The following is a 19,355-nucleotide window of genomic DNA, read 5'->3' on the forward strand; positions in this document are numbered from 1 at the left end:
CACCCACACCCACACCCAGCAAGGAAGACTCCTCCCGTGTCACACCCCGCTCAGCCCCTGTCCGCCGTCGCCGACACGATCCTGACCGGCGCGCGCGTCCGCACCCTCGATCCCGGTAGACCGTCGGCGGGCGCCGTCGCGGTCAAGGACGGGCACATCATCGCCGTCGGCGACGAGAGCGACGTACGGGACTGGCGCGGTACGGACACCGAGATCGTGGACCTGGCCGGCGCCACCCTCACGCCCGGCCTGGTGGACGGCCACAGCCACCCGTGCATGGGCATGGAGATGGCCGCCGGGCTCGACCTCTCCGACTGCCGCGACCTGGACGAGCTGCGGGCCGCGCTCGCCGCCGCGGCCCGCGCGGCCGACCCCGGTGACTGGGTCCTGGCGTACGGCCTCGACCACAACGCCTTCGGCGGCCGGCCCGTCCACCACGACCTGATCGACCCGGCCCTCGCCGGCGTGCCCGCCTTCATCCGGCTGTACGACGGGCACTCCGCCCTGGTCAGCGGCCCCGCCCTGGCCGCCGCGGGCATCGACGGTCCGCGGGTGTTCACGCAGCGGGCCCACGTCGTCTGCGACCCGGACGGGCTGCCCACCGGGCATCTCGTCGAGTTCGCCGCCATGAGCCTGATGGACCCCGTCCTGCCGCGTGAGAGCGCGGCCGTACGCAGCGAACGGCTTCTCGGCCTGCTGCGCGACATGGCCGCGACCGGGCTCACCGGCGCCCACGTCATGGACCTCCAGGACCCCGGCGTCCTCGACCTCCTGGCCGGCATGGAGGAGGACGGCGAACTGCCGGTGCGGCTGCGCATCGCCCCCTGGTGCATGCCCGGCACGGACGAGGAGGGCCTGGACCACCTCGTCGAGCTGCAACGCGTACGGGGGCGGCGCTGGCGGGTCGGCGGCGTGAAGTTCTTCATGGACGGCACCGTCGAGGGCGGCACGGCCTGGCTGGAGCACCCCGACTGCCACGGCCAGGGCACGGAGGCGTTCTGGCCCGACCCGGCCGCGTACACCCGGGCCGTCCACCGTCTCGCCCGCGCCGGGGTTCGCACGGTCACCCACGCCATCGGTGACGCGGCCGTACGGCACGTCCTGGACACCGTGGAACTCCTCGACGCCCCCGCGCAGCGGGCTCTGCACCGGATCGAGCACATCGAGACGGTGCCGGACCGTCAGATTCCCCGTTTCGCCCGGCTCGGGGTGGCCGCGTCCATGCAGCCCACCCACCTCGCGTACACCCGCGCGGACCACTGCGACGAGTGGTCCAGGCGGGTCGGCGAGGAGCGCGCAGGCCGTGCCTGGCGCTGCCGTGACCTGCGGGACGCGGGCGCGGTCCTGGTCCTCGGTTCGGACTGGCCCATCGCCCACTACGATCCGCGTGAGGTGCTCGCCGCCGCCCGGCTGCGCCGGCTGCCGGGGCAGCCGGAGACGGAGCCGGTCACCGCCGGTCAGGCCCTGACCGGCCTGATGGCCCTGGAGGGCTACACGTCGCACTCCGCGCGCTCGGTGGGCGAGCAGGACGTGGCGGGACGGATCGCCCCGGGTTACCGGGCCGACCTCACGGCGTTCACCCTCGACCCCGTCACCGCGCCCGCCGACGAAGTCGGCGAAGCACCCGTCACGCTGACGATGACCGGGGGTACGGTCGTGCACCGCGGCTGAGGCGGCAGACGCCGCGCGGACGTGGGCGGCCGGCTCAGCTCACCAGGGCTTCGCGGTTCACCGAAGTTTCGCGGTTCACCAGGGTTTCGCGGTGAGCGCGGGCCACGGCCGTCATGGTGTCGAGGGTGTCCCGGGCCCTGAGCAGGTCGTCGATCTGGGCCGTGAGCCGCTCCCGCTCCTGCGCCAACCGCTCCAGGGCGGCGTCCGAGTTCTGCTCGCTCGGGGAGTAGGCGCAGGGCATGAGTTCGGCGATGGTGCGGCTCGACAGGTTCGCCGCGTACAGGTTCTGGACGTAGCGGACCCGCTCCGCGTCACTCTCTGTGTAGTGCCGCTGCCCGCTCGGACTGCGCGTGCTGCTGAGCAGTCCTTGCTCCTCGTAGTAGCGCAGGGATCGCACACTGACTCCGGTGCGTGCCGCCAGCTCCCCGATCCGCATACCGTCTCCTGACATCCGCCGTGCTGGAACCCGTACCCCGCCGAGTATGACGGGTTCCGCATAGGCCGTTGTCTTCGCCGCGTCGTTCACCCCGGCCGCGGACCCGCCCCCCCCGGCGGGGCCGCGGGGGCGGTCCTTCGCTGATCTTTCGGTGTCAGCGGAACGCGGCGACATTGTGGGCGGCCCAGTCGGCGAAGGAGCGCGGGGCGCGGCCCAGGACCTGCTGGACGTCCGGGCTGACGCGCAGTTCGGCCGGGTTCGGGGAACCGAGGATCTCCAGGGTGTCGTCGGCGAGTTCCGCCGGCATGCTCTGGGACATGGCGGCCTTGGCCTCGTCGCGGGTGAGCTCGTGGAACTTCACCGGCGAGCCCAGCGCGGTGGCGATGGCCTCCGCCTGCTGGCGCGGAGTGATCACCTCGGGACCGGTCAGCTCGTACACGCCGCCGGTGTGCCGGTCGTCCAGCAGAGCGGCCGCCGCGACCGCGCCGATGTCCGCCGGGTCGATGATCGGCACCCCGATGTCGCCGAAGGGCGCGGCGACGAGCTGTTGCGTACGGACGGACTCGGCCCACCACAGGGCGTTGGAGGCGAAGCCGCCCGGCCGCAGGATGGTCCATTCCAGGCCGGACTCCCGCAGTGTGTCCTCCAGCGCGCGCATCGCGATCCGCGTGGGACCGAACGGCCTGGTCACCACACCCAGCGTGGAGAGCAGGACGACCCGGCGGACCCCGCTGTCCGCGGCTTCGCCGATGATGTCGGCGGGGCTGGCCCCAGCGGCGTGCAGGTCGCCCGAGAGCAGCAGGAACAGCGCCTTCGCCCCGGCCAGCGCGGGCTTGAGGCCGGCCGGATCGGCCAGGTCGGCCACCACGTGGCGGACGCCGTTCGGCACCTCCGCCGTGTGCCGCGACACGGCCGTCACCTCTTGGCCGGCCTCGGCCAGTGCCTGCGTCAACGGACGGCCGATGTTTCCGGTAGCACCGGTTACCACGATCATGGTGAGCTCCTCGTCAATTGCCCTTTGTGGCCCTCACGTTAGGAACGCGGGCCATCCGCCGTAAGGACATACCTCGGGGTAAGCTCATGACATGGTGGAAGGCGTGCAGCGCACAGGGGCCAAGGAGGGGGAGCGGTATGACGTGTTTCACACCGACTGCCCCGCGCGCAATATGGTCGACCATGTGACCAGCAAGTGGGGCGTCTGGGTGCTGATCTCCTTGCGGGGCAACAGCCTTCGGTTCTACGAGCTGCGCGAGAGCATCCAGGGCGTGAGCGAGAAGATGCTTTCCCAGACCCTGCGCGCGCTGGTCCAGGACGGCCTGATCTGGCGGGAGGTCGAACCGACGACACCGCCCCAAGTCACGTACGGGCTGACCGAGTTCGGCCAGGAAGTCGGCGAGCCGCTGACGGACCTGCTCGACCGGGTCACGCGGCGACTGGCACCGACCAGCGCCGCATAACGCCGGGCAGCGGGGTTCCCGGCAGAGGGCAGCGGCTGGGTCGGCACAGCGGGACGTGGCGGGGCCGGTCGGCGATGGCGGTGCTCACTCAGCAGGTTTAATCGGATGTGCGTGCGGCGCTGGGTTGCTAGGTTCGCCGTGTGCCGAAGCTGAATCAGATCATCGCAGTCGAAAAGGGCGTCAAGTCCAAGGCTCTCCAGGAGCTCACCCAGGCTCACCAGGACGTGCAGAAGCCCGCCCTGCTTGCCGGCATCTCCCGGACCTACCAGCCCAAGGACGAGGAGGGCGAGCAGCTGCCGCCCGAGTCCACGCGGGTGCAGATCAAGGCCGAGGATGCTCTGCGGGCAACCGCGGGGACGCTGACGCGGCTCTTCGACGTGACCGCGACGAAGGACTGGGCGAACCGGTCCGCGGTCGCGGACGTGGTGGTCGACGGTACGGTGCTGCTGCCCCAGGTGCCGGTCCCGTACCTGTTGTTCCTGGAGAAGCAACTCACCGACCTGCACACCTTTGTGCGCAAGTTGCCGGTGCTCGACGCCTCCGAGTCCTGGAACCTGGACCCCTCGACGGACTCGTGGAAGACGGACCCGGTGCGGACCATCCGTACGAAGAAGGTTCCGCGCAACCACGTGAAGGCCGAGGCCACGGAGAAGCACCCGGCGCAGGTCGAGGTGTACTACGAGGACGTCCCGGTCGGTTACTGGACCACGGTGAAGTTCTCCGGCGCGCTGCCCGCCCGGCGGGTCAACGAACTCCTCGACCGCGTCGAGAAGCTCCAGCAGTCGGTCAAGTTCGCCCGCGAGGAGGCGAACAACACCGAGGTCACCGACCAGCGGATCGGCGACGCGGTATTCGGCTACCTGTTCCGGTAGCCTCCACATACGCCCTCCGTCGCGAGCGGAGGGTGCGCGATGAGCGCAAGCTGAAACTGATGTTGAAGCTGATGAAGGGGTGTCAGTTGGGGGTTCGAATCCCTCCCCCCGCACCACGTGCGGGGGTGGCCCAAGCCTGGCAGAGGCGGCCCCGTGAAACTCAGATTCTCGCTCCAGTCTCAGTATTCGCCGCCGAACACCGGATCGACCGAACGTGGGCGAACATCGACGGATGGGGGTTCAAGTCCCTCCGGCGCCTCTCTCGTGGCGCTGTAGTTCAAAGGCAGAACACGTCGATCTCAACATGACCCGCGGTTCTTAAACGCCGCCGGTGTGCGCAAATGGGTGGCAAACTGGAGCCCGGGAGCTGGACATGCTCCCGGGCTCCGTCACGGACGCCCCGAAGGTGTGCAGGAGAAACGCTTCGTACGTCCGTCCTGTACAGGGGCTGGGTGGTCGAGGGCTAGCGCGCTCTCGCGGACCCCGGCGGCAGCCGGGTGGCCAGTGCGGCGGCTGCCCGTGCGACGGGTGTGGACATGATCCCGGCGACGCTGGTGCGACCGGCGAGGTAGGCGTCGAGTTGCCGCCACGCCGGAGGCAGGCGGGTCAGTGCTGTGTGGACGAGGCCGGGGTTGCGGACGAAGAGGTTCATCAGGGAACTGCTGGCGCGCATCTCGACACCGAGGATGACGTCGACCTGCCGTCCGTAGTGGTCCGTGACCGCGCCTGTTTCCTCTTCGGCGGCGGTGACGAGGCGGGCGGCGGCGTGACCCGCGAGGTCTCCCGAGCGCAGGGCGTAGGAGATGCCTTCTCGTGACCAGTGGTCGACGAGGGCCGCGGCGTCACCGGCGACCAGTACGCGGCCGCGGGCGAACGGGGAGTCGGGGCGGCGGCACCGGGTGAGGTGGCCGGTGTCGTGCAGGGGGCGGGGGCCGAGAAGTCCCTGGCGGCCGAGGAAGTCCTCCTTGTAGGCGCGCAGCGCGGCGGGGTTGCCACGGGCGGCCACCACTCCGGCGGTGCAGACGTCGCCCTTGGGGAAGACCCAGCCGAAGGAACCCGGCAGCGGCCCCCACTCCATGAGGGCACGGCCTCGCCAGCGGTCGGCCGTCCTCTCGTCGACCGGTACCTCGGCCTCCAGGGCGAGGTCGACCTGTGCGCACTCCACTCCCACGTACCGGGAGACCCTGCCGGCGCTGCCGTCGGCGCCGACGACGGCTCGGGCGCGGAGGGTGTCGCCGCGGTTGGTCCTCACGGTCACGGTCGCGCCCTGTTGTTCCAGGCTGGTCAGCGTGGTGCTGTCGCGGACCTCCGCGCCTGCCGCGGCGGCGGCCTCGGTCAGTGCCGCGTCGAGTTCGCTGCGGTAGACCATGGCGCACGTCGGGGACGTGGAGTCGAGGGTGCGTTCTCTGCGGCCGTTGAGGGTGAAGGTGAACTGGTGGGCCGTGTCGTGGATGTTCAGGGGCAGGCCGGGAGGAAGGGCGGCGAGGGACGCTCCGATGAGGCCGCCGCCGCAGGTCTTGTAGCGGGGGATGGCGGCGCGCTCCAGCAGCAGTGTCTCGCGGCCGTTCTCGGCGGCGACGCGCGCGGCGGTGGCGCCGGCCGGGCCGGCTCCTACGACGATCACGTCCCAGACGGCGGGTGCGCGGGCGGGGGCGGAAGGAGGAAGCATGCGGTGCTCACCTAGGGGTTGGGGGCGGACTGATTGCCGCCGGCCGGGTGCGGCTGGACGGTGGGGTGTCGGACCAGGGGCCGGCCCCGAGGGGAGCCGGGAGCCGGCCTAGGTGGCGGTGGGTTCTGTCCCGGGCGCGGCGTCGTCCGGTCCCTGCTCGGCCGCGTCGTCCGGTTCCTGCTCGGGGTAGAGGCGGGTCAGGAGGTAGCGGGTGAGGGCGGATGCCGTCGGATGGGTCCACATCACGGTGGTGGGGATGTCCAGGGCCAGTTCGCGCTGAAGGCGGTTGCGCAGGGCGATGGCCATGAGCGAGTCGAGGCCGAGCGTGACGAGGGACGTGTTGGCGTCGAACCGGTCCGTACCCAGCCGCAGGACCGCGGCGATGTGGCCGACGACCTCGGGCAGCAGCGTCCGCTGTCGCTGCTGGGGGCCGTCCGCCTCCCCCAGGGCTTCCAGCAGGGCACTGCGGGCACCGGCGTGATCCGAGCCCGCCACCGGGGCGGCCAGCTCGGCGAAGAAGGCGGTGCGGGCGGTGGCGGGATAGGAATCCAGCCACCGGGGCAGGTCGACAGGCGTGTAGGCGGTGCGGTCGCGGTCGTGGGAGAGGATCCGCTCCAGAGCGGCGATGCCCTCCGCGGGCGTGATCATGGCGTAGCCGCGCTCCTCCATCCCGGCGCCTCGGCCGACCTCCGCCCACGGCCCCCAGTTGACGCAGACGGCCGGCAGTCCCTGGGCCCGGCGCCAGGAGGTGAACTCGTCCAGCCAGGCGTTGGCGGCCGCGTAGGCGCCCTGCCCGGGGTTGCCCAGGAGGGAGGCGGCGGACGAGAAGGTGACCCACCAGTCCACATCCTGGCCGTCCATGGCGTGGTGGAGCAGCCAGGCTCCCGTCGCCTTGGGGCGCCAGACCTTCTCCAGGAGTGCGGAGGAGAGATTGGCGACGGTGGCGTCCTCGACGACGGCCGCGGCGTGGACGACGCCGCGCAGGGGGTGGCCCGTGGCCAGGGCGGCCCGCACGAGTGACTCGGCGACGCCCGGTTCGGCGAGGTCCCCGTTCATGACCTCGATATGGGTGCCGAAGTCCTCGGTGATGGCGTCCAGGGCGGCGCGGGCAGTCTCCGTGGGGCTGCTCCGGGAGGCGAGCACCACGGTGGCCGCCCCACGTTCGGCCAGCCACCGGGCGACCAGGAGCCCCAGTCCTCCGAGCCCACCCGTGACCAGGTAGCTGCCGTCGGAGCGGACGACGGGGACGTCCTCGGGGCGTACGGGCAAGGTGTCGGTGCCCGAGGCGGGCCAGGTGAGGACGAGTTTGCCCGTGTGCCGGGCGGAGGCCATGGTGTGGAACACCGACGCCGCCTCGGCGACCGGATGCGCGGTGACGGGCAGCGGCGGCAGGGTGCCTTCGGTGAGCATGACGGTGAGTTCGCGGTACCCCTCGGCGAGCAGGTCCGGGTCCTGTTGCATCATCATCAGCACGTCGACGCCGGTGAAGGTGACGTTGTGGCGGAAGGGCAGCAGGCCCAGACGGGTGTTGGCGTAGATGTCCCGCTTGCCGAGTTCGACGAACCGGCCGCGGTGCGCGAGCAGACCGAGGCTCGCGGACTGCGCCGGACCCGTCAGGGAGTTCAGTACGACGTCGACGCCGCGTCCCTCGGTGACGTCGCGCACCTGGTCGGCGAAGTCCAGGGAGCGGGAGTCCATGACGTGCGGGACGCCGAGGCCGCGCAGGTACGCCCGCTTGGCCTCGCTGCCCGCGGTGGCCAGGACCTCCGCGCCACAGGCCCGCGCGAGGTTCAGCGCGGCCAGACCGGTGCCGCCGCTCGCCGAGTGGATGAGCACCTTCTCCCCCGGCCGGACGCGGGCCAGGTGCCGCAGGGCGTACCAAGCGGTGAGGTACGCGCACGGCAGGGCGGCGGCGTCCGGGGTGCTCAGTCCGTCCGGCACCGGCAGGAGACAGTCGGCGCGCACGGTGGCGAAGGAGGACATGACCGCGGACTGGGACCCGTCCACGAACATGGCGGCCACGCGGTCGCCCTCCCGCACGTCGCGGACGCCCTCCCCGACTGCGGTGACGACGCCCGCGCCGTCGAAGGCGCAGACGTCGGAGTGCTCCTCGCCGGCGCTGAAGCGCTGGTAGACGCCCATGGCCTGGAGGACGTTGATGAAGTTGACGCTGGTGGCGTCGGCCCGGATCTCGACCTCGCCCGGTCCGGGCAGGCGGCGGGGCTGGGCCACGAACTCGAAGGAGTCCAGGTCGCCGGGGTGGGCGAGCCGCAGCGCCACCCGGTCGCGCCCGTGGGTGGCCGTGATGTGGCGGCGCTCCCGCTCGTCCAGCGGGGCGTTGCGCAGGCGCGCCACGTGACGGGTCTCGTGCCGGTAGGCGACCTCGTCCTGTTCGTCGGGGCAGGACAGCAGTTCCGCGGCCACTTCCGTGACGGGCGTCCGCGAATCGAGGTCCAGGACGCTGGGGCGCAGTTCGGGGTGCTCGTAGCTCAGGACCCGCACGAGCCCGCGCAGGCCGGCCTGCGCCAGGTCGGGCCGGTCCTCGGGGGTGACCTGCTGCGCGGCGTGGGTGATGGTCCACAGGCGCGCGGGCGCCCCGCTGTCCGCGCTCCGCGCGAGTGCGCGGGCCGTCTCCGCCAGACGGGCCACCTGTTCCCGCGCCAGTCGGTCGGGTGACACGCCTTCCCGCGTCAGGTGGTCGGGTGACACGCCGTCGGGTGACACGCCGTCGGGTCGGCTGCCGGACGCGGGCAGGTACACCACTGCCCGCGGCGCCGGTGCGTCGGGCGCGGACGGCTGCACGGCCACAGTGTCGCCCCCCTCGGTGCCGTCCGCGGCGAGCGTCCGGATGGCCACGGTGGCGCCGCGCTCCTTCAGGGCCTCCCCCAGTTCGGCCGCGTACGCTTCGCGTCCGCCTTCCGCCAGGAGGATCCAGCCGCCGGGCGCCCCGTCCGGCGACGGGCGTTCACCGGGCTCCCACGACGCCCGGAGCAGACGGTTGGCGAAGCGTTCCTCCGCGCTCTCGGCGGGCACATGGCGAAACTCCACTCCGGTGGCGTCCACGGCCACCGACCCGTCGTCGGCCCACAACCGGAAGTCGGCCGTGAACCGGTCGCCGTCCACCGACCGGAGGGTGACCAGGCAGTATCCGCTGAGCGGAACCGTCCCGTACAGTCGCAGCGCATCCATCCCCCGGGGCAGGATGCCGCCGGCGGGCACGCTGCCGGTGCGCAGTACGGCGCCCGCGACCGCCTGAAGGCACGTGTCGAGCGCTACGGGGTGGCAGTGGAGCGCCTGTGCGCCGGCCCGGCCCTCGTCGGGCACCCGGAGGCGCGCCAGGAGGCGGGCGCCCGCGCGGTCGGCCGGTGCCCCGTCGGTGTACAGGGCCTGAAGGCCGAGGAACGGCGGGCCGTGGCGCACGCCGCGTTCCTCGCGCATCTGCCGGTAGACGTCCGCGGTGTCCACGGCGTACGGGAACTCCGCGAGCAATCGCCGCGGGTCGCAGCGCTCGGGCGCGGCTTCGCCTTCGGGCGTGACGTGCAGGACCGCCTGGGCGTGCTGGACGGATGTGCCGTCGGCGGCCGTGCTGACCACCCGCCAGCGGGCGGCGTCCGGGCGGGACGTTTCGGCGGTGGCGGTGACGGGCGTGCCGTCAGGCGACGGCAGCAGCAGCCGTTGCAGGTCGATGTCCGTGACGCGCAGGCGCCGCGGATCGGCGGTGTACAGGTCGGTGGCGGCGGCGACGGCCATCTCGCACAGCGCGGCACCGGGCACCACGGCCACGTCGTTGACGCGGTGCGCGTCGAGCCAGGGCAGTGTCGTGGGGGTGACACGGGTCTGCCACAGGTGGCGGCCCTCGCCGTCGGGGTCCGCGGTGTGCGGTCCGGTGAGCGGGTGCGCGGTGGGGCCGCGGTGGGCCCCGGCCGACTGTCGCAGCGGGGAGGGGTCGACGACGTACCGTGTGCGTTCCCAGGTGGTCGTCGGTACGTCGACGAGGGCGCCGTCACCGTAGCGTTCCGTCCAGTCCAGCGGATGGCCGGCGCAGTGCAGCGCCCCCACGTGGGTGTGGAACGCCAGTGCGTCGTCGGTGTCGCGCACCAGGGAGGGCACGACCGCGGTGCCGGTGTGGCCGTGCGCGGTGAGCGTGGCCCGCACCGGGTGGATCAGCACCGGGTGAGGGCCGATCTCGACGAACAGCCGGTGCCCGTCCTCGGCCGCGGCCCGCACCGCGTCGGTGAAGCGCACCACCCGGCGGAGGTTGTCCGACCAGTAGCCGGCGTCGAAGGCGCCATGCTCGCGCGGGTCGTCGGTCACGGTGCTGTAGAAGGCCGTTTCCGGCGGCCTGCCGACGACGTCGGCGAGCGCGTCGGCGAGGTCGGGCAGGATGGGGTCCATGTGGGCGGTGTGGGAGGCGACGTCCACCTCGATCACGCGGACGCCCACGCCGCGAGCGTCCCACTCCTCGGCGAGAGCGCGGATGCGGTCGGCGTCGCCGCCGACGACGGTGTTCTCCGGCGACGCGACGACCGCGACGGTCACCCCCCGTACGTCCTCCTCGGCCAGCAGACGTTCGACCTCGGCGTGTCCCAGGGCGACCGAGGCCATCAGGCCCTGCCCGGCGGTCCGCAGGATCAGGCGGGAGCGGCGGCAGATGACCCGTGTGCCGTCCCGGACGCTCAGTGCTCCCGCGGTCACCGCGGCGGCTACCTCGCCCATGGAGTGGCCGATCACGGCGGCGGGCCGGACACCGTGGGAGCGCCACATCGCCGCCAGGGCCAACTGGACGGCGAAGATCACTGGTTGCACCCGGTCGAAGCCCCGCACCACCTCGGGGTGGTTCAGGGTCCGGCGCAGGGAGAAGCCGGACTCCTCGGCGACGAGCGGTTCGATCTCGTCGATGACCCGGGTGAACTCCGGGTCGCGGTCCAGGAGTTGTCGGCACATGCCCGCCCACTGCGATCCGTGCCCCGAGAAGACCCACACCACTGACTGTCCGGCGCCCGGCACCGCCCTGCCGGTCGCCGTCCCCGCGGAGAGGGCGCCCCCGGCCGCCAGTTCCTCCAGTCGCGCCACCAGTTCCGGCCGGTCGGCGGCGACCACGGCGGCTCGTTCCCTGGCGGGCGAGCGCCGCACGGCCAGCGTGTGCGCCACGTCGCCCAGCGGAACCCGTGCCCCCTCACCCCGCAGCCACTCGGCCAGCCGCCCGGCCGCGCTCCGCAGGGCCGCGGGCGTGCCGGCGGAGAGCGGGAACACGCGCAGGGCTTCACCGTCCCGGGCGGGGCCTCGCTCGGCTGCGCCGTCCTGGGGCGGGCCGACATCGCCGGACGGAGACGGGCGGGTCACGCGCCGGGCCGGGGAGAGGGCGGGAGGCTGCTCCAGCACGACGTGCGCGTTGGTGCCGCTGATGCCGAAGGACGACACCGCGGCCAGTCGGGTACCGTTCCGCACCGGCCACTCGGTCGAGTCGGTGGGCACGAACAGGCGGGTGCCACTGGGGTCGATCTGCGGATTCCAGCTGGTGAAGTGCAGGCTGGCCGGCACCGTGCCGTGCCGTAGGGACGCGACGGCCTTCAGCAGTCCCGCCACGCCCGACACCGGTTCGGTGTGGCCGATGTTCGTCTTCACCGAGCCCAGCGCGCACCGGTCGCGGCCCTTGCCGTAGACGGCGGCCACCGCGGCGAACTCGATGGGGTCGCCCACCGCCGTGCCCGGGCCGTGCGCCTCCACCATCCCGACGTCACCGGCCTCGACGCCCGCGCGCTCCAGCGCCAGGCGGTACAGCTCGATCTGCGCAGGCTCCGAGGGTGCGCTCAGCCGCGTACCCCGGCCGTTCTGGTTGACCGCTGTGCCACGCACCACCGCGAGCACCCGGTCCTCGTCCCGTACGGCGTCCGACAGGCGTTTGAGCACGACCACGCCGCAGCCCTCCCCGCGGACGTACCCGTCGGCGCCGGCGTCGAAGGCGTGGCAACGCCCGGTCGGCGAGAACACGCCCCACAGCGCGGGGGCGATGACCCCCTCGGGCCCGAGGGACAGCATGGCCGCCCCGGCCAGGGCGACGTCCGTCTCACCGGCCCGCAGGCTCTGGCAGGCGGTGTGCACCGCGACCAGTCCGGACGCGCAGGCGCTCTCCACGACGACCTGCGGGCCCTTCAGGTCCAGCATGAACCCCACGCGTCCGGGTCCGATGCTGTCGAAACCGGTGTACATCGCATAGGCGTTGACCTCTTCCAGAGGCCGCTGCACGCGCAGCATGTAGTCCTTCTGATAGATCCCGAAGAACATGCCCGTGGGCGTGCCGGAGAGCCGTTGGGCCGGGATCCCTGCGTGTTCGATGGCCTCCCAGGTCACCTCCGCCAGCAACCGGTGCTCCGGATCCACCCATGGTGCTTCCTGGGGGTTGATTCCGAAGAACTCCGGCTCGTAGGCGTAGACGTCGTCGTCCAGGAAGCAGCCGTGGCGAAGGCGGTCCGCGACCTGGGTGGGGAGACCGGCCAGTTCCGCCTGGCCCCACCGCTCCCCCGGCACCTCCCGCACCGTCTCCCGACGAGCCATCAGCAGACGCCACAGCGAGGTGAGGGAGCCGACCCCGCCGGGGAACCGGCACGCGGCCCCGACGATCGCGATGGGCTCGTCCTGGGCGGCGCCGGACTGTTCGATGCCGGGATGCACATGCATGGGCGGTCCGTCCTTCATCACGAGGAAGCTGAGAGGCAGCCGGGTTCTGGCCCGCTCACCGCCACGCCCTGGGACAGAATTCACAGGGCACCAACCATTTCGACACTTGGCCGGACGGCGCGCCAAGGGGGTACAGACTGCGAGCGGTAGTGCGCTGACGATTGCGAATGCCCCCGATGCGTTCAATTCAGCCGCTCAGGTGACTTCTTGAGGGGTCGGCCAGCTTCCTGCCGTCACTCCACTCCGATAAAGTGACCCAGGCAAAGGGAATTAGATTTGCACACCGTCACACAAATTGATTGCCGGATGGTCGGACGGGTCGGATAGATTTTTCACCTGTTAGGTAGGTTTTCCTTCACAGGCCTGTCCCATGGGGCGTGCCGGATGCCAGCCTGGAGTGGCAGTACCTGCGCTCTACGGGAAGGATCATCCGTGGTCGATTCTCTGGTAGCTGCCGAATTACCCCCCCCACTTCTGTCCGCTGGAATCCCGCGCCCACCCCGACGCCGGCGGACCGCCGGTTCACGGAGTGTCGATTTCTACGGCCGGTTCGCTCCCGGAGCGGACGACGACCGCCTCCCGGCCACGTCGCTGCGGGTGTACTGGGGCTTCGCCTTCGATGACGCCCGATGCGACAACGGACCACTGAGCAGGCGGCCGTCCGAGTGCAACGCGGTGGCCGGCCGTGTGCAACGAGCACTGGAGGCGCCGACGGCCCGCGACGGCGGCGAGCGCGTCGGGCGCGCCTTTCCGCGGATAACGTACGTGGGTAACACATGCAGGTAATACATGTAGGTAATACATGCGGGTAATACATCCAGAGGAAAGAAATCCGGCCCGCAGAAAAAATCGCCACCCTCTCCGGAATTTATCAGGACACAGCAGGGAATGCTTATCGCAACACCCGTCGAATCACCCCGAAGGCCCGCATGTCCGCCGGGCCTCGGCCGGAAAAAGGGAGTGTCATGGCCGACATCGAACAGATCGAAATCGAAGTGCTGACCGGTGACGAACCGGACTCAGGCACGGACGCCCTGGTCTATCTGGGCATGGGAGGGCGCGAGTTCCTGCTCGACAACTACAACGAGGACGACTTCCGCCGCGGAGACAGGAACTACTTCAGGCTGGGGCGTGACAGCACGGTCACGCACCCCTCGGAGAACGACCCGGCCGCACCGCAGTTGACCCTCGGTGACGTGGACCGCTACCCGGTATACCTGCGGCTCAACGCGCAGGTCGAGAGCGACGACTGGCTGCTGGACAACGTCTGGGTCTCCGTTCGCGCCGACGAGCGGACCCGCCGGTACGGCCGCTCCGCGCTCGACGGCTCGGGAAGTGACCACACCGTCTGGCTCGGAATCCGTGCCGGACTCGTCCTCCATCTCGAGGACGAGCGATAAACCGTCGCACACCGTCGCACAGAAGCGATCGACACCTCGGAACACCCCGAAAGGAAGACGAATGGGTAAAAGCACGAGCGACACCTTCAGAGACCTTCTCGGTGGCATCACGGACGACCTCAAAGAGGCATTCGATGACGTCATCGACTACGACGAACCCAGCAGGCGCAGGGGTGGGCGACGACGGAGGAGGGACGAGTACTGGCGGGACCGTGAGGACGACGGCCGCTGGCACGACCGTGACCACGATGGCTGGCGGCAGCGCGAGGACGACGGCCGCGATCACTGGTACGACCGCGACCGTGACCGTGACCGCGACTACTGGCGGGACCGTGACCGCGACCACTGGCACGACCGCGACCGTGACCACTGGCGGGACCGGGAGGACGACGGCCGCTGGCGGGACCGGGAGGACGAAGGCCGCTGGCACGACCGTGACCACGGTCGCCGGCGGGGCCGGGGAGGTGGCCGTCGCTCCGTCGAGGACGACGGTGACGACTCCAGGGACCGGCTCCCCCGGGCCGCGGCCGCTGATTTCCCCCGCCAGAGCCGGCGACACGAGAGGTCCGGGCGTTGAGGGACACATCGGCCGCGCGCGGCCCCCGTGAGGCGTCAGCGGTCGAGACGGACGTGACGTCCCGGTACTGCCGGTAATTCAGCTGCTGTCTATCGTCGAGGCGGTCCCATGGTGAGCAGCGGCCGTCTGAGCCAGGTGTCCCGCGTGTTCAGGCAGCTGGCCGCCGAGGAAGTGTCCCGCTCCGTGCGCAACGGCCGTCTCGGGAGGCCGGTCTCCTTCGACGGGCGGGCACAGCGGAGATCGCAGCGCGCTCAGAGTGTCCGTAGGGCGTTCGAGCAGCTCGGCCCCTTCTACATGAAGGTCGGCCAGATCCTCTCCACCCGCCCCGACATCGTGCCGGACTACGTGATCCCGGAGCTGGAGAAGCTGCATGACAACGCGTGCGTGCTGCCCTTCTCCGAGTTCGAGCCGGTGTTGCGTGAGGAGCTCGGCGCAGACTGGGCCATGGAGCTGAGGGACATCGACACCCAGCAGCCCCTGGGTGCGGCGTCCCTGGCCCAGGTCTACCGTGCCACCCTGGCCGACGGGCGGCCCGTCGTGGTGAAGATCCAGCGTCCGGGGGTACGGGAGACGGTCGCCCAGGACATGGTGATCCTGCGCCGGGCGGCCCGCCTGACCGGACGGCTGGCCCCCCGGTTCACCGCCGTGATCGACGTCGAGGCCATGCTCGAAGTCCTCTTCGAGGCGATGAGGCCCGAGCTGGACTTCACCACGGAGGCACGCAACATGCGGCGGGCCGCCGAGCTCACCGCGTCCTTCAAGTACCTCGCGGTGCCGGATGTCCTCCTCGCCACCCCGCGGGTTCTGGTGCAGAGCCTGGCGCCCGGCCGGTCCATCCGCCATGCCGACCGGGACGCCTTCTCCCCGCACGAACGGCTGGGGATCGGGGAGGACTTGCTGGCGTTCGTGTTTCGCGGCTTCTTCGTCGACCGCTTCTTCCACGCCGATCTCCATCCCGGAAACGTCTTCGTCGCCCCCGGGGAGAAGGCGACCCTGATCGACTGGGGCATGGTGGGGCGCACCGACCGGCGGACCGGCATGCTGCTCATGCTGATCCTCCTCACGCTGGCGCAGAACGACGGTCACGGCCTGGCCAAGACGTGGGTGGAGCTGGGGCATGCCACGCCCTGGGCGAACCTCGGTGCCTTCGCCTCCGACATGGCGGTCCTCGTGCCGCAGATCGCCGACGCCCCGCTCGAAGACCTCAACTTCGGCCTGACCCTCACCCGCGTCCTGACGTGCTCCACGAAGCGGGGAATCCGGACCAGCCCCACGGTCGCGGTCCTCGGCAAGGCGTTCGCAAACGTCGAGGGGTCGGTACGTTATCTGGCGCCGGAACTCTCCCTCATCGAGGTGTTCAAGGGCGAAATGCAGAACGTCATGCTGTCCCTGGCGGCCGAGACCGTCTCGAAGGAGCAGGTTGCCCGCACCGCCCTGGAACTGATGCTCGGCATCGGCTCGGTGACGGACCAGATGAGCGGCCTCATGCGCGGCAGACACTCCCCCACCGCGGAGGGGTGAGCATGGGCCTGGGCACCTTGCTCCAACGCGGCCCGGACGATGAACCAGGCCGACACGGTGGAGTCGTGTGGCTCTGCCGCCGCACGGGGCGGCCCAGGTATCAGGCCCAAGGCCCGGGTATCAGGCGCTGGTGTACTGGGCGGCGTACTCCTCGCTGGGCGGGACGACGGTGATGACGTCAATCAGCACACCGTCCGGGGCGGCGAGGATGAAGTGGCGCTGGCCGAACTCCTCCGTACGCAACGGCAGTACTTCGGACAGGCCGGCCTCGGTCACGAGCCGCTGGTGCTCGGAATCGACGTCGTCCACCTCGAAGTTCAGCAGCAAGCCACCCCGAAGGGCGGCCCGGTGTCCTTCGGGGACGGTCGGGTGGGTGTGGTCGAGAAGGGCGAGCTCGTACTGCGGGGCGTCGGGACGACGCAGGCTGACGTACCAGTCGGATTCGAAGGTCGCCTCGAAGCCGAGGTGACGGGTGTAGAAGTCGCGGGAGGTCGCCACGTCCCGGGTGGCGAGCACCGGGTAGAACCCGCCGAGCTTGGTCGTGGGGATGGCCGTTGGTTCGTTCGTCATGACAGGGGTCCTCCGACTACATTTCACATACCCCGAGTATGCGAATGGAGGCGTTAGCATACCCTCGGTATGCGAAATGGAAAGGGCGGTGCGCTCGATGATGGTCAGCCGGGCGGAACAGCGGGCGGCCACGCGGCATGCGCTGCTGGCCGAAGGGCGTCGGAGGTTTGCCGCCGACGGGTACCACCACGTGGTGCTGGCCGAGGTGGCGCAAGCCGCTGGGGTCACCAAGGGGGCCGCCTATCACCACTTCGACAGCAAAGCCGGACTCTTCCGGGCCGTCGTCTGCGAGGTGCAGCAGGAGCTGGGCGAGCGGGTTGCGACCGGGGCCGAGCGGCACGACGACCTCTGGGAGCAGCTCCGGGCCGGCTGCCGGACCTTCCTTGCCGCGGGAACCGACCCGGCGGTGCGACAGATTCTGCTGGTCGACGCGCCGACCGTCCTGGGCTGGGACGAATGGCGAGCCATGGACGAGAAGTCCTCCGCCCGGCACCTCACGGAGGCCCTGACGGCGCTCGCCGCAGCCGGAGTGATCGCCGATCAGCCCGTGGAGCCCCTCGCCCGGTTGCTCTCCGGAGCGATGAACGAGGCCACGCTCTGGATCGCGCGGGGCGGAGACCCACAGGCCGCGGAGCAGGCACTCGACCGGCTCTTGGCGGGGCTGCGCACCCCGGACTGACGGGCTGTCCACGATCACCGCCGTGCAGCGGCTACGGGGCTCGGGTCTGCCCACCAGCCGATCCGGCCGCGTTCGTCACCCGGCTCGACCTGTGTTTGTTCACCACCGCATTACGGCTGAGGCGATGGCGGTCGATGTCGTCCATGACGGTGCCACCACTCCCGCAGGGGCGGCGGGATTGGCTGAGCTTGGCCGCTTCCATTTCCCGTGGCCACGGGCATCAGTCCTGACGAACCAGCCGTGGCCGCGCAAACGTAGACTTCCTGCGGCCTACGCTTTGGGGGGACAGTTGAGGTACATACGTCTTGTGGGCCTCCTTGCAGCGCTCACCGTCATGGCTGCGTGCGGCGACGGGGGCGAGCCCGACCCGAAGCCGAGTGCGTCGGTCTCGTCACCGGTGTCGTTCTCCCTGACAGCCGTCGGCGACTTCGGGGACCCCCGACTCGGGACGGCTCTTGACATCTCCAACGACGGGCGCCCGCGGACCGACGTCGTTGTGCGGGTCCGCATGGGACTCGGCCACGCCGGCGATCCCCTGCCGGGCCTGGAGCGCAAGCTCGACGGTGGTTGGGAGAAGGTTGAACTTACCCCGGAGAAGAAGGGCTCGGTCGGCACCTTCCGTATGGACCTGCCGCGAGGCAGCTCTCTTGCGTTCCTGCGTATTACCCCGCGTGCCAGTCCCAGGGTCGAAGGCGAGAGGCTTCCCGTGGACGTGACGATGACGGACGGCTCACGCACGCTCGCGCGGAAGCAGAAGACGGTGAAACTGGCGACTCTGTCGCTCGACGTCGCCTCCCCCAAGGAACCCGTAGTCCTGCGCAAGGGGCATTGGACCGAGGTGGAGTACACGGTCACCAATCGCTCGCACAGTACGTACCCGAAGGCGCAGATCCAGGCGGAATACAGTGCCTGCGCGGCGGACCCCAACAACGCGTCGTACGGGGATACCTGCCCGGATTCGATGGAGCAGGAGGTGACCACGGCCCTACGCACCCAGTGGCACGACGGCACTGGCTGGAAGGCCGTCACCGCCCCGGACGACAACTCGCTGATCGCCGAGACCCTGACCATGCGGTTCGGGACGCTGCCGGCGGATTCCACACGAAAGTTCAGGTTGAGGTTCACCGGGAGCGAGGATCTCAACGGCGATGTCCGCCGGCTCGTTCTCACAGCCCGCGTCAACGGAAAGGCTGTCGGCGCCACAGAACGCTCGCTCGGTGTGGCCTCCGCCCTCACCTTCGACATCCACTGACGGGCCGACGCTCACGTTCCTTGTCCTTGTCGGCTGATGGCGGCTCGCTATTACGCGGGAATAGCGGCGTGCGCACGGAGCTCCGCGTTCTCCGCCCCGTGCCTCCCTTCCTACGGGCCAACCGGACGACCGGCCGGGCCGGGCCGGCACACCGCGCGGGGGATGATAGGGAGGGAATGACGGAACGTGAAGTCAGGAGCTTCCATGGCAAATCGGGTTCACCGGCCCCGTGAGGACGCGGAGTTCGATTTCATCCTCGGGATGAGCGGAGTTCCGGTCCTCGCATACTTCACCGGGACATGGCCCAAGGCGATCGAGCCCTGCAAGGTGATGGACCTCGTCGTGGGTGGCATCGCCGACGACTACACGGGCCGCCTGACGGCCGTCCGCACCGACATCACGCGTTGTCCGGCCGCAACCGAGCGATACGGGATCACCGCGGCCCCCTCCTACGTCCTGCTGAAGGAAGGAAAGGCGGTGGCGCACGGCACGGGGCCTATGACCATCGCCGAGATACGGAAGTTCCTGAACGGCCACCTCTGAGCGGTCACCTCTGAGCGGCCGCCGCGACAC

At 70.7% G+C, this 19,355-nt stretch carries 14 protein-coding genes; 9 read left to right on the plus strand and 5 right to left on the minus strand.

The window, feature by feature from the left end:
* The first annotated feature begins 57 nt into the window (after positions 1 to 57).
* Positions 58 to 1,671, plus strand: coding sequence for an amidohydrolase (locus ACRAKF_RS05575; protein ID WP_447041829.1), 1,614 nt, complete (start codon positions 58 to 60; stop codon positions 1,669 to 1,671).
* Between the two features lie 34 nt (positions 1,672 to 1,705).
* Here ACRAKF_RS05575 and ACRAKF_RS05580 read toward each other — a convergent pair whose 3' ends face one another.
* Both ACRAKF_RS05580 and ACRAKF_RS05585 read right to left on the minus strand, forming a co-directional pair.
* Positions 1,706 to 2,107: a MerR family transcriptional regulator gene (locus ACRAKF_RS05580; protein WP_447035727.1), complete on the minus strand. Its 402-nt coding sequence runs from the start codon at positions 2,105 to 2,107 to the stop codon at positions 1,706 to 1,708.
* A gap of 154 nt (positions 2,108 to 2,261) precedes the next feature.
* Positions 2,262 to 3,101 carry an SDR family oxidoreductase gene (locus ACRAKF_RS05585; RefSeq protein WP_447035728.1) on the minus strand — a complete coding sequence of 280 codons (840 nt, stop codon included), beginning with the start codon at positions 3,099 to 3,101 and terminating at the stop codon, positions 2,262 to 2,264.
* Between the two features lie 91 nt (positions 3,102 to 3,192).
* Here ACRAKF_RS05585 and ACRAKF_RS05590 point away from each other — a divergent pair, with 91 nt between their 5' ends.
* Together ACRAKF_RS05590 and ACRAKF_RS05595 are read left to right on the plus strand one after the other, a co-directional pair.
* Complete coding sequence (locus ACRAKF_RS05590) at positions 3,193 to 3,564, plus strand: winged helix-turn-helix transcriptional regulator (protein WP_447035729.1); 372 nt, start codon at positions 3,193 to 3,195, stop codon at positions 3,562 to 3,564.
* Positions 3,565 to 3,704: 140 nt separating this feature from the next.
* The gene (locus tag ACRAKF_RS05595) at positions 3,705 to 4,436 is read left to right on the plus strand and encodes a DUF7873 family protein (RefSeq protein WP_319197040.1); all 732 of its coding nucleotides are present in this window, start codon (positions 3,705 to 3,707) and stop codon (positions 4,434 to 4,436) included.
* A 463-nt stretch (positions 4,437 to 4,899) separates the two neighbouring features.
* Here the strand turns inward: ACRAKF_RS05595 and ACRAKF_RS05600 are convergent, their stop codons facing one another.
* Both ACRAKF_RS05600 and ACRAKF_RS05605 read right to left on the minus strand, forming a co-directional pair.
* Positions 4,900 to 6,105 (minus strand): geranylgeranyl reductase family protein, encoded by a 1,206-nt coding sequence (locus tag ACRAKF_RS05600; RefSeq protein ID WP_447035730.1) that lies wholly within the window; start codon positions 6,103 to 6,105, stop codon positions 4,900 to 4,902.
* Positions 6,106 to 6,213: 108 nt separating this feature from the next.
* Positions 6,214 to 12,783 carry an SDR family NAD(P)-dependent oxidoreductase gene (locus ACRAKF_RS05605; RefSeq protein WP_447035731.1) on the minus strand — a complete coding sequence of 2,190 codons (6,570 nt, stop codon included), beginning with the start codon at positions 12,781 to 12,783 and terminating at the stop codon, positions 6,214 to 6,216.
* Positions 12,784 to 13,748: 965 nt separating this feature from the next.
* Between ACRAKF_RS05605 and ACRAKF_RS05610 the strand changes: the two genes are divergently transcribed.
* The 3 genes from ACRAKF_RS05610 to ACRAKF_RS05620 all read left to right on the plus strand — a co-directional run bounded on the left by ACRAKF_RS05610 (position 13,749) and on the right by ACRAKF_RS05620 (position 16,281).
* Positions 13,749 to 14,183, plus strand: a complete 435-nt coding sequence (locus ACRAKF_RS05610; RefSeq protein ID WP_447035733.1) for a hypothetical protein — start codon at positions 13,749 to 13,751, stop codon at positions 14,181 to 14,183.
* A gap of 61 nt (positions 14,184 to 14,244) precedes the next feature.
* Positions 14,245 to 14,760, plus strand: a complete 516-nt coding sequence (locus ACRAKF_RS05615) for a hypothetical protein (RefSeq protein ID WP_447035734.1) — start codon at positions 14,245 to 14,247, stop codon at positions 14,758 to 14,760.
* Positions 14,761 to 14,904: 144 nt separating this feature from the next.
* A complete protein-coding gene (locus tag ACRAKF_RS05620; protein WP_447035736.1) occupies positions 14,905 to 16,281 on the plus strand; it encodes an ABC1 kinase family protein in 1,377 nt (458 codons plus the stop codon).
* A gap of 120 nt (positions 16,282 to 16,401) precedes the next feature.
* Here the strand turns inward: ACRAKF_RS05620 and ACRAKF_RS05625 are convergent, their stop codons facing one another.
* Entirely contained in the window at positions 16,402 to 16,851 is a 450-nt protein-coding gene (locus tag ACRAKF_RS05625) for a VOC family protein (protein WP_447035737.1), read from the minus strand.
* A 76-nt stretch (positions 16,852 to 16,927) separates the two neighbouring features.
* Between ACRAKF_RS05625 and ACRAKF_RS05630 the strand changes: the two genes are divergently transcribed.
* From ACRAKF_RS05630 to ACRAKF_RS05640, 3 genes are all read left to right on the plus strand, one after another.
* Positions 16,928 to 17,530 carry a TetR/AcrR family transcriptional regulator gene (locus ACRAKF_RS05630; RefSeq protein WP_447035739.1) on the plus strand — a complete coding sequence of 201 codons (603 nt, stop codon included), beginning with the start codon at positions 16,928 to 16,930 and terminating at the stop codon, positions 17,528 to 17,530.
* Positions 17,531 to 17,837: 307 nt separating this feature from the next.
* The gene (locus ACRAKF_RS05635; protein ID WP_447035741.1) at positions 17,838 to 18,782 is read left to right on the plus strand and encodes a hypothetical protein; all 945 of its coding nucleotides are present in this window, start codon (positions 17,838 to 17,840) and stop codon (positions 18,780 to 18,782) included.
* A 204-nt stretch (positions 18,783 to 18,986) separates the two neighbouring features.
* Positions 18,987 to 19,325 carry a thioredoxin family protein gene (locus tag ACRAKF_RS05640; RefSeq protein WP_447035742.1) on the plus strand — a complete coding sequence of 113 codons (339 nt, stop codon included), beginning with the start codon at positions 18,987 to 18,989 and terminating at the stop codon, positions 19,323 to 19,325.
* The last annotated feature ends 30 nt before the right edge of the window (positions 19,326 to 19,355 follow it).

It is taken from the genome of Streptomyces sp. DSM 118878 (assembly GCF_052936595.1).

Bases quoted from the DNA above. Each gene is read 5' to 3' on its own strand.
- ACRAKF_RS05640 (WP_447035742.1), top strand. From the start codon at position 18,987: ATGGCAAATCGGGTTCACCGGCCCCGTGAGGACGCGGAGTTCGATTTC.
- ACRAKF_RS05590 (WP_447035729.1), top strand. From the start codon at position 3,193: ATGGTGGAAGGCGTGCAGCGCACAGGGGCCAAGGAGGGGGAGCGGTAT.
- ACRAKF_RS05605 (WP_447035731.1), bottom strand. From the start codon at position 12,783: ATGCATGTGCATCCCGGCATCGAACAGTCCGGCGCCGCCCAGGACGAG.
- ACRAKF_RS05580 (WP_447035727.1), bottom strand. From the start codon at position 2,107: ATGCGGATCGGGGAGCTGGCGGCACGCACCGGAGTCAGTGTGCGATCC.
- ACRAKF_RS05625 (WP_447035737.1), bottom strand. From the start codon at position 16,851: ATGACGAACGAACCAACGGCCATCCCCACGACCAAGCTCGGCGGGTTC.
- ACRAKF_RS05610 (WP_447035733.1), top strand. From the start codon at position 13,749: ATGGCCGACATCGAACAGATCGAAATCGAAGTGCTGACCGGTGACGAA.
- ACRAKF_RS05600 (WP_447035730.1), bottom strand. From the start codon at position 6,105: ATGCTTCCTCCTTCCGCCCCCGCCCGCGCACCCGCCGTCTGGGACGTG.
- ACRAKF_RS05630 (WP_447035739.1), top strand. From the start codon at position 16,928: ATGGAAAGGGCGGTGCGCTCGATGATGGTCAGCCGGGCGGAACAGCGG.
- ACRAKF_RS05585 (WP_447035728.1), bottom strand. From the start codon at position 3,101: ATGATCGTGGTAACCGGTGCTACCGGAAACATCGGCCGTCCGTTGACG.
- ACRAKF_RS05615 (WP_447035734.1), top strand. From the start codon at position 14,245: ATGGGTAAAAGCACGAGCGACACCTTCAGAGACCTTCTCGGTGGCATC.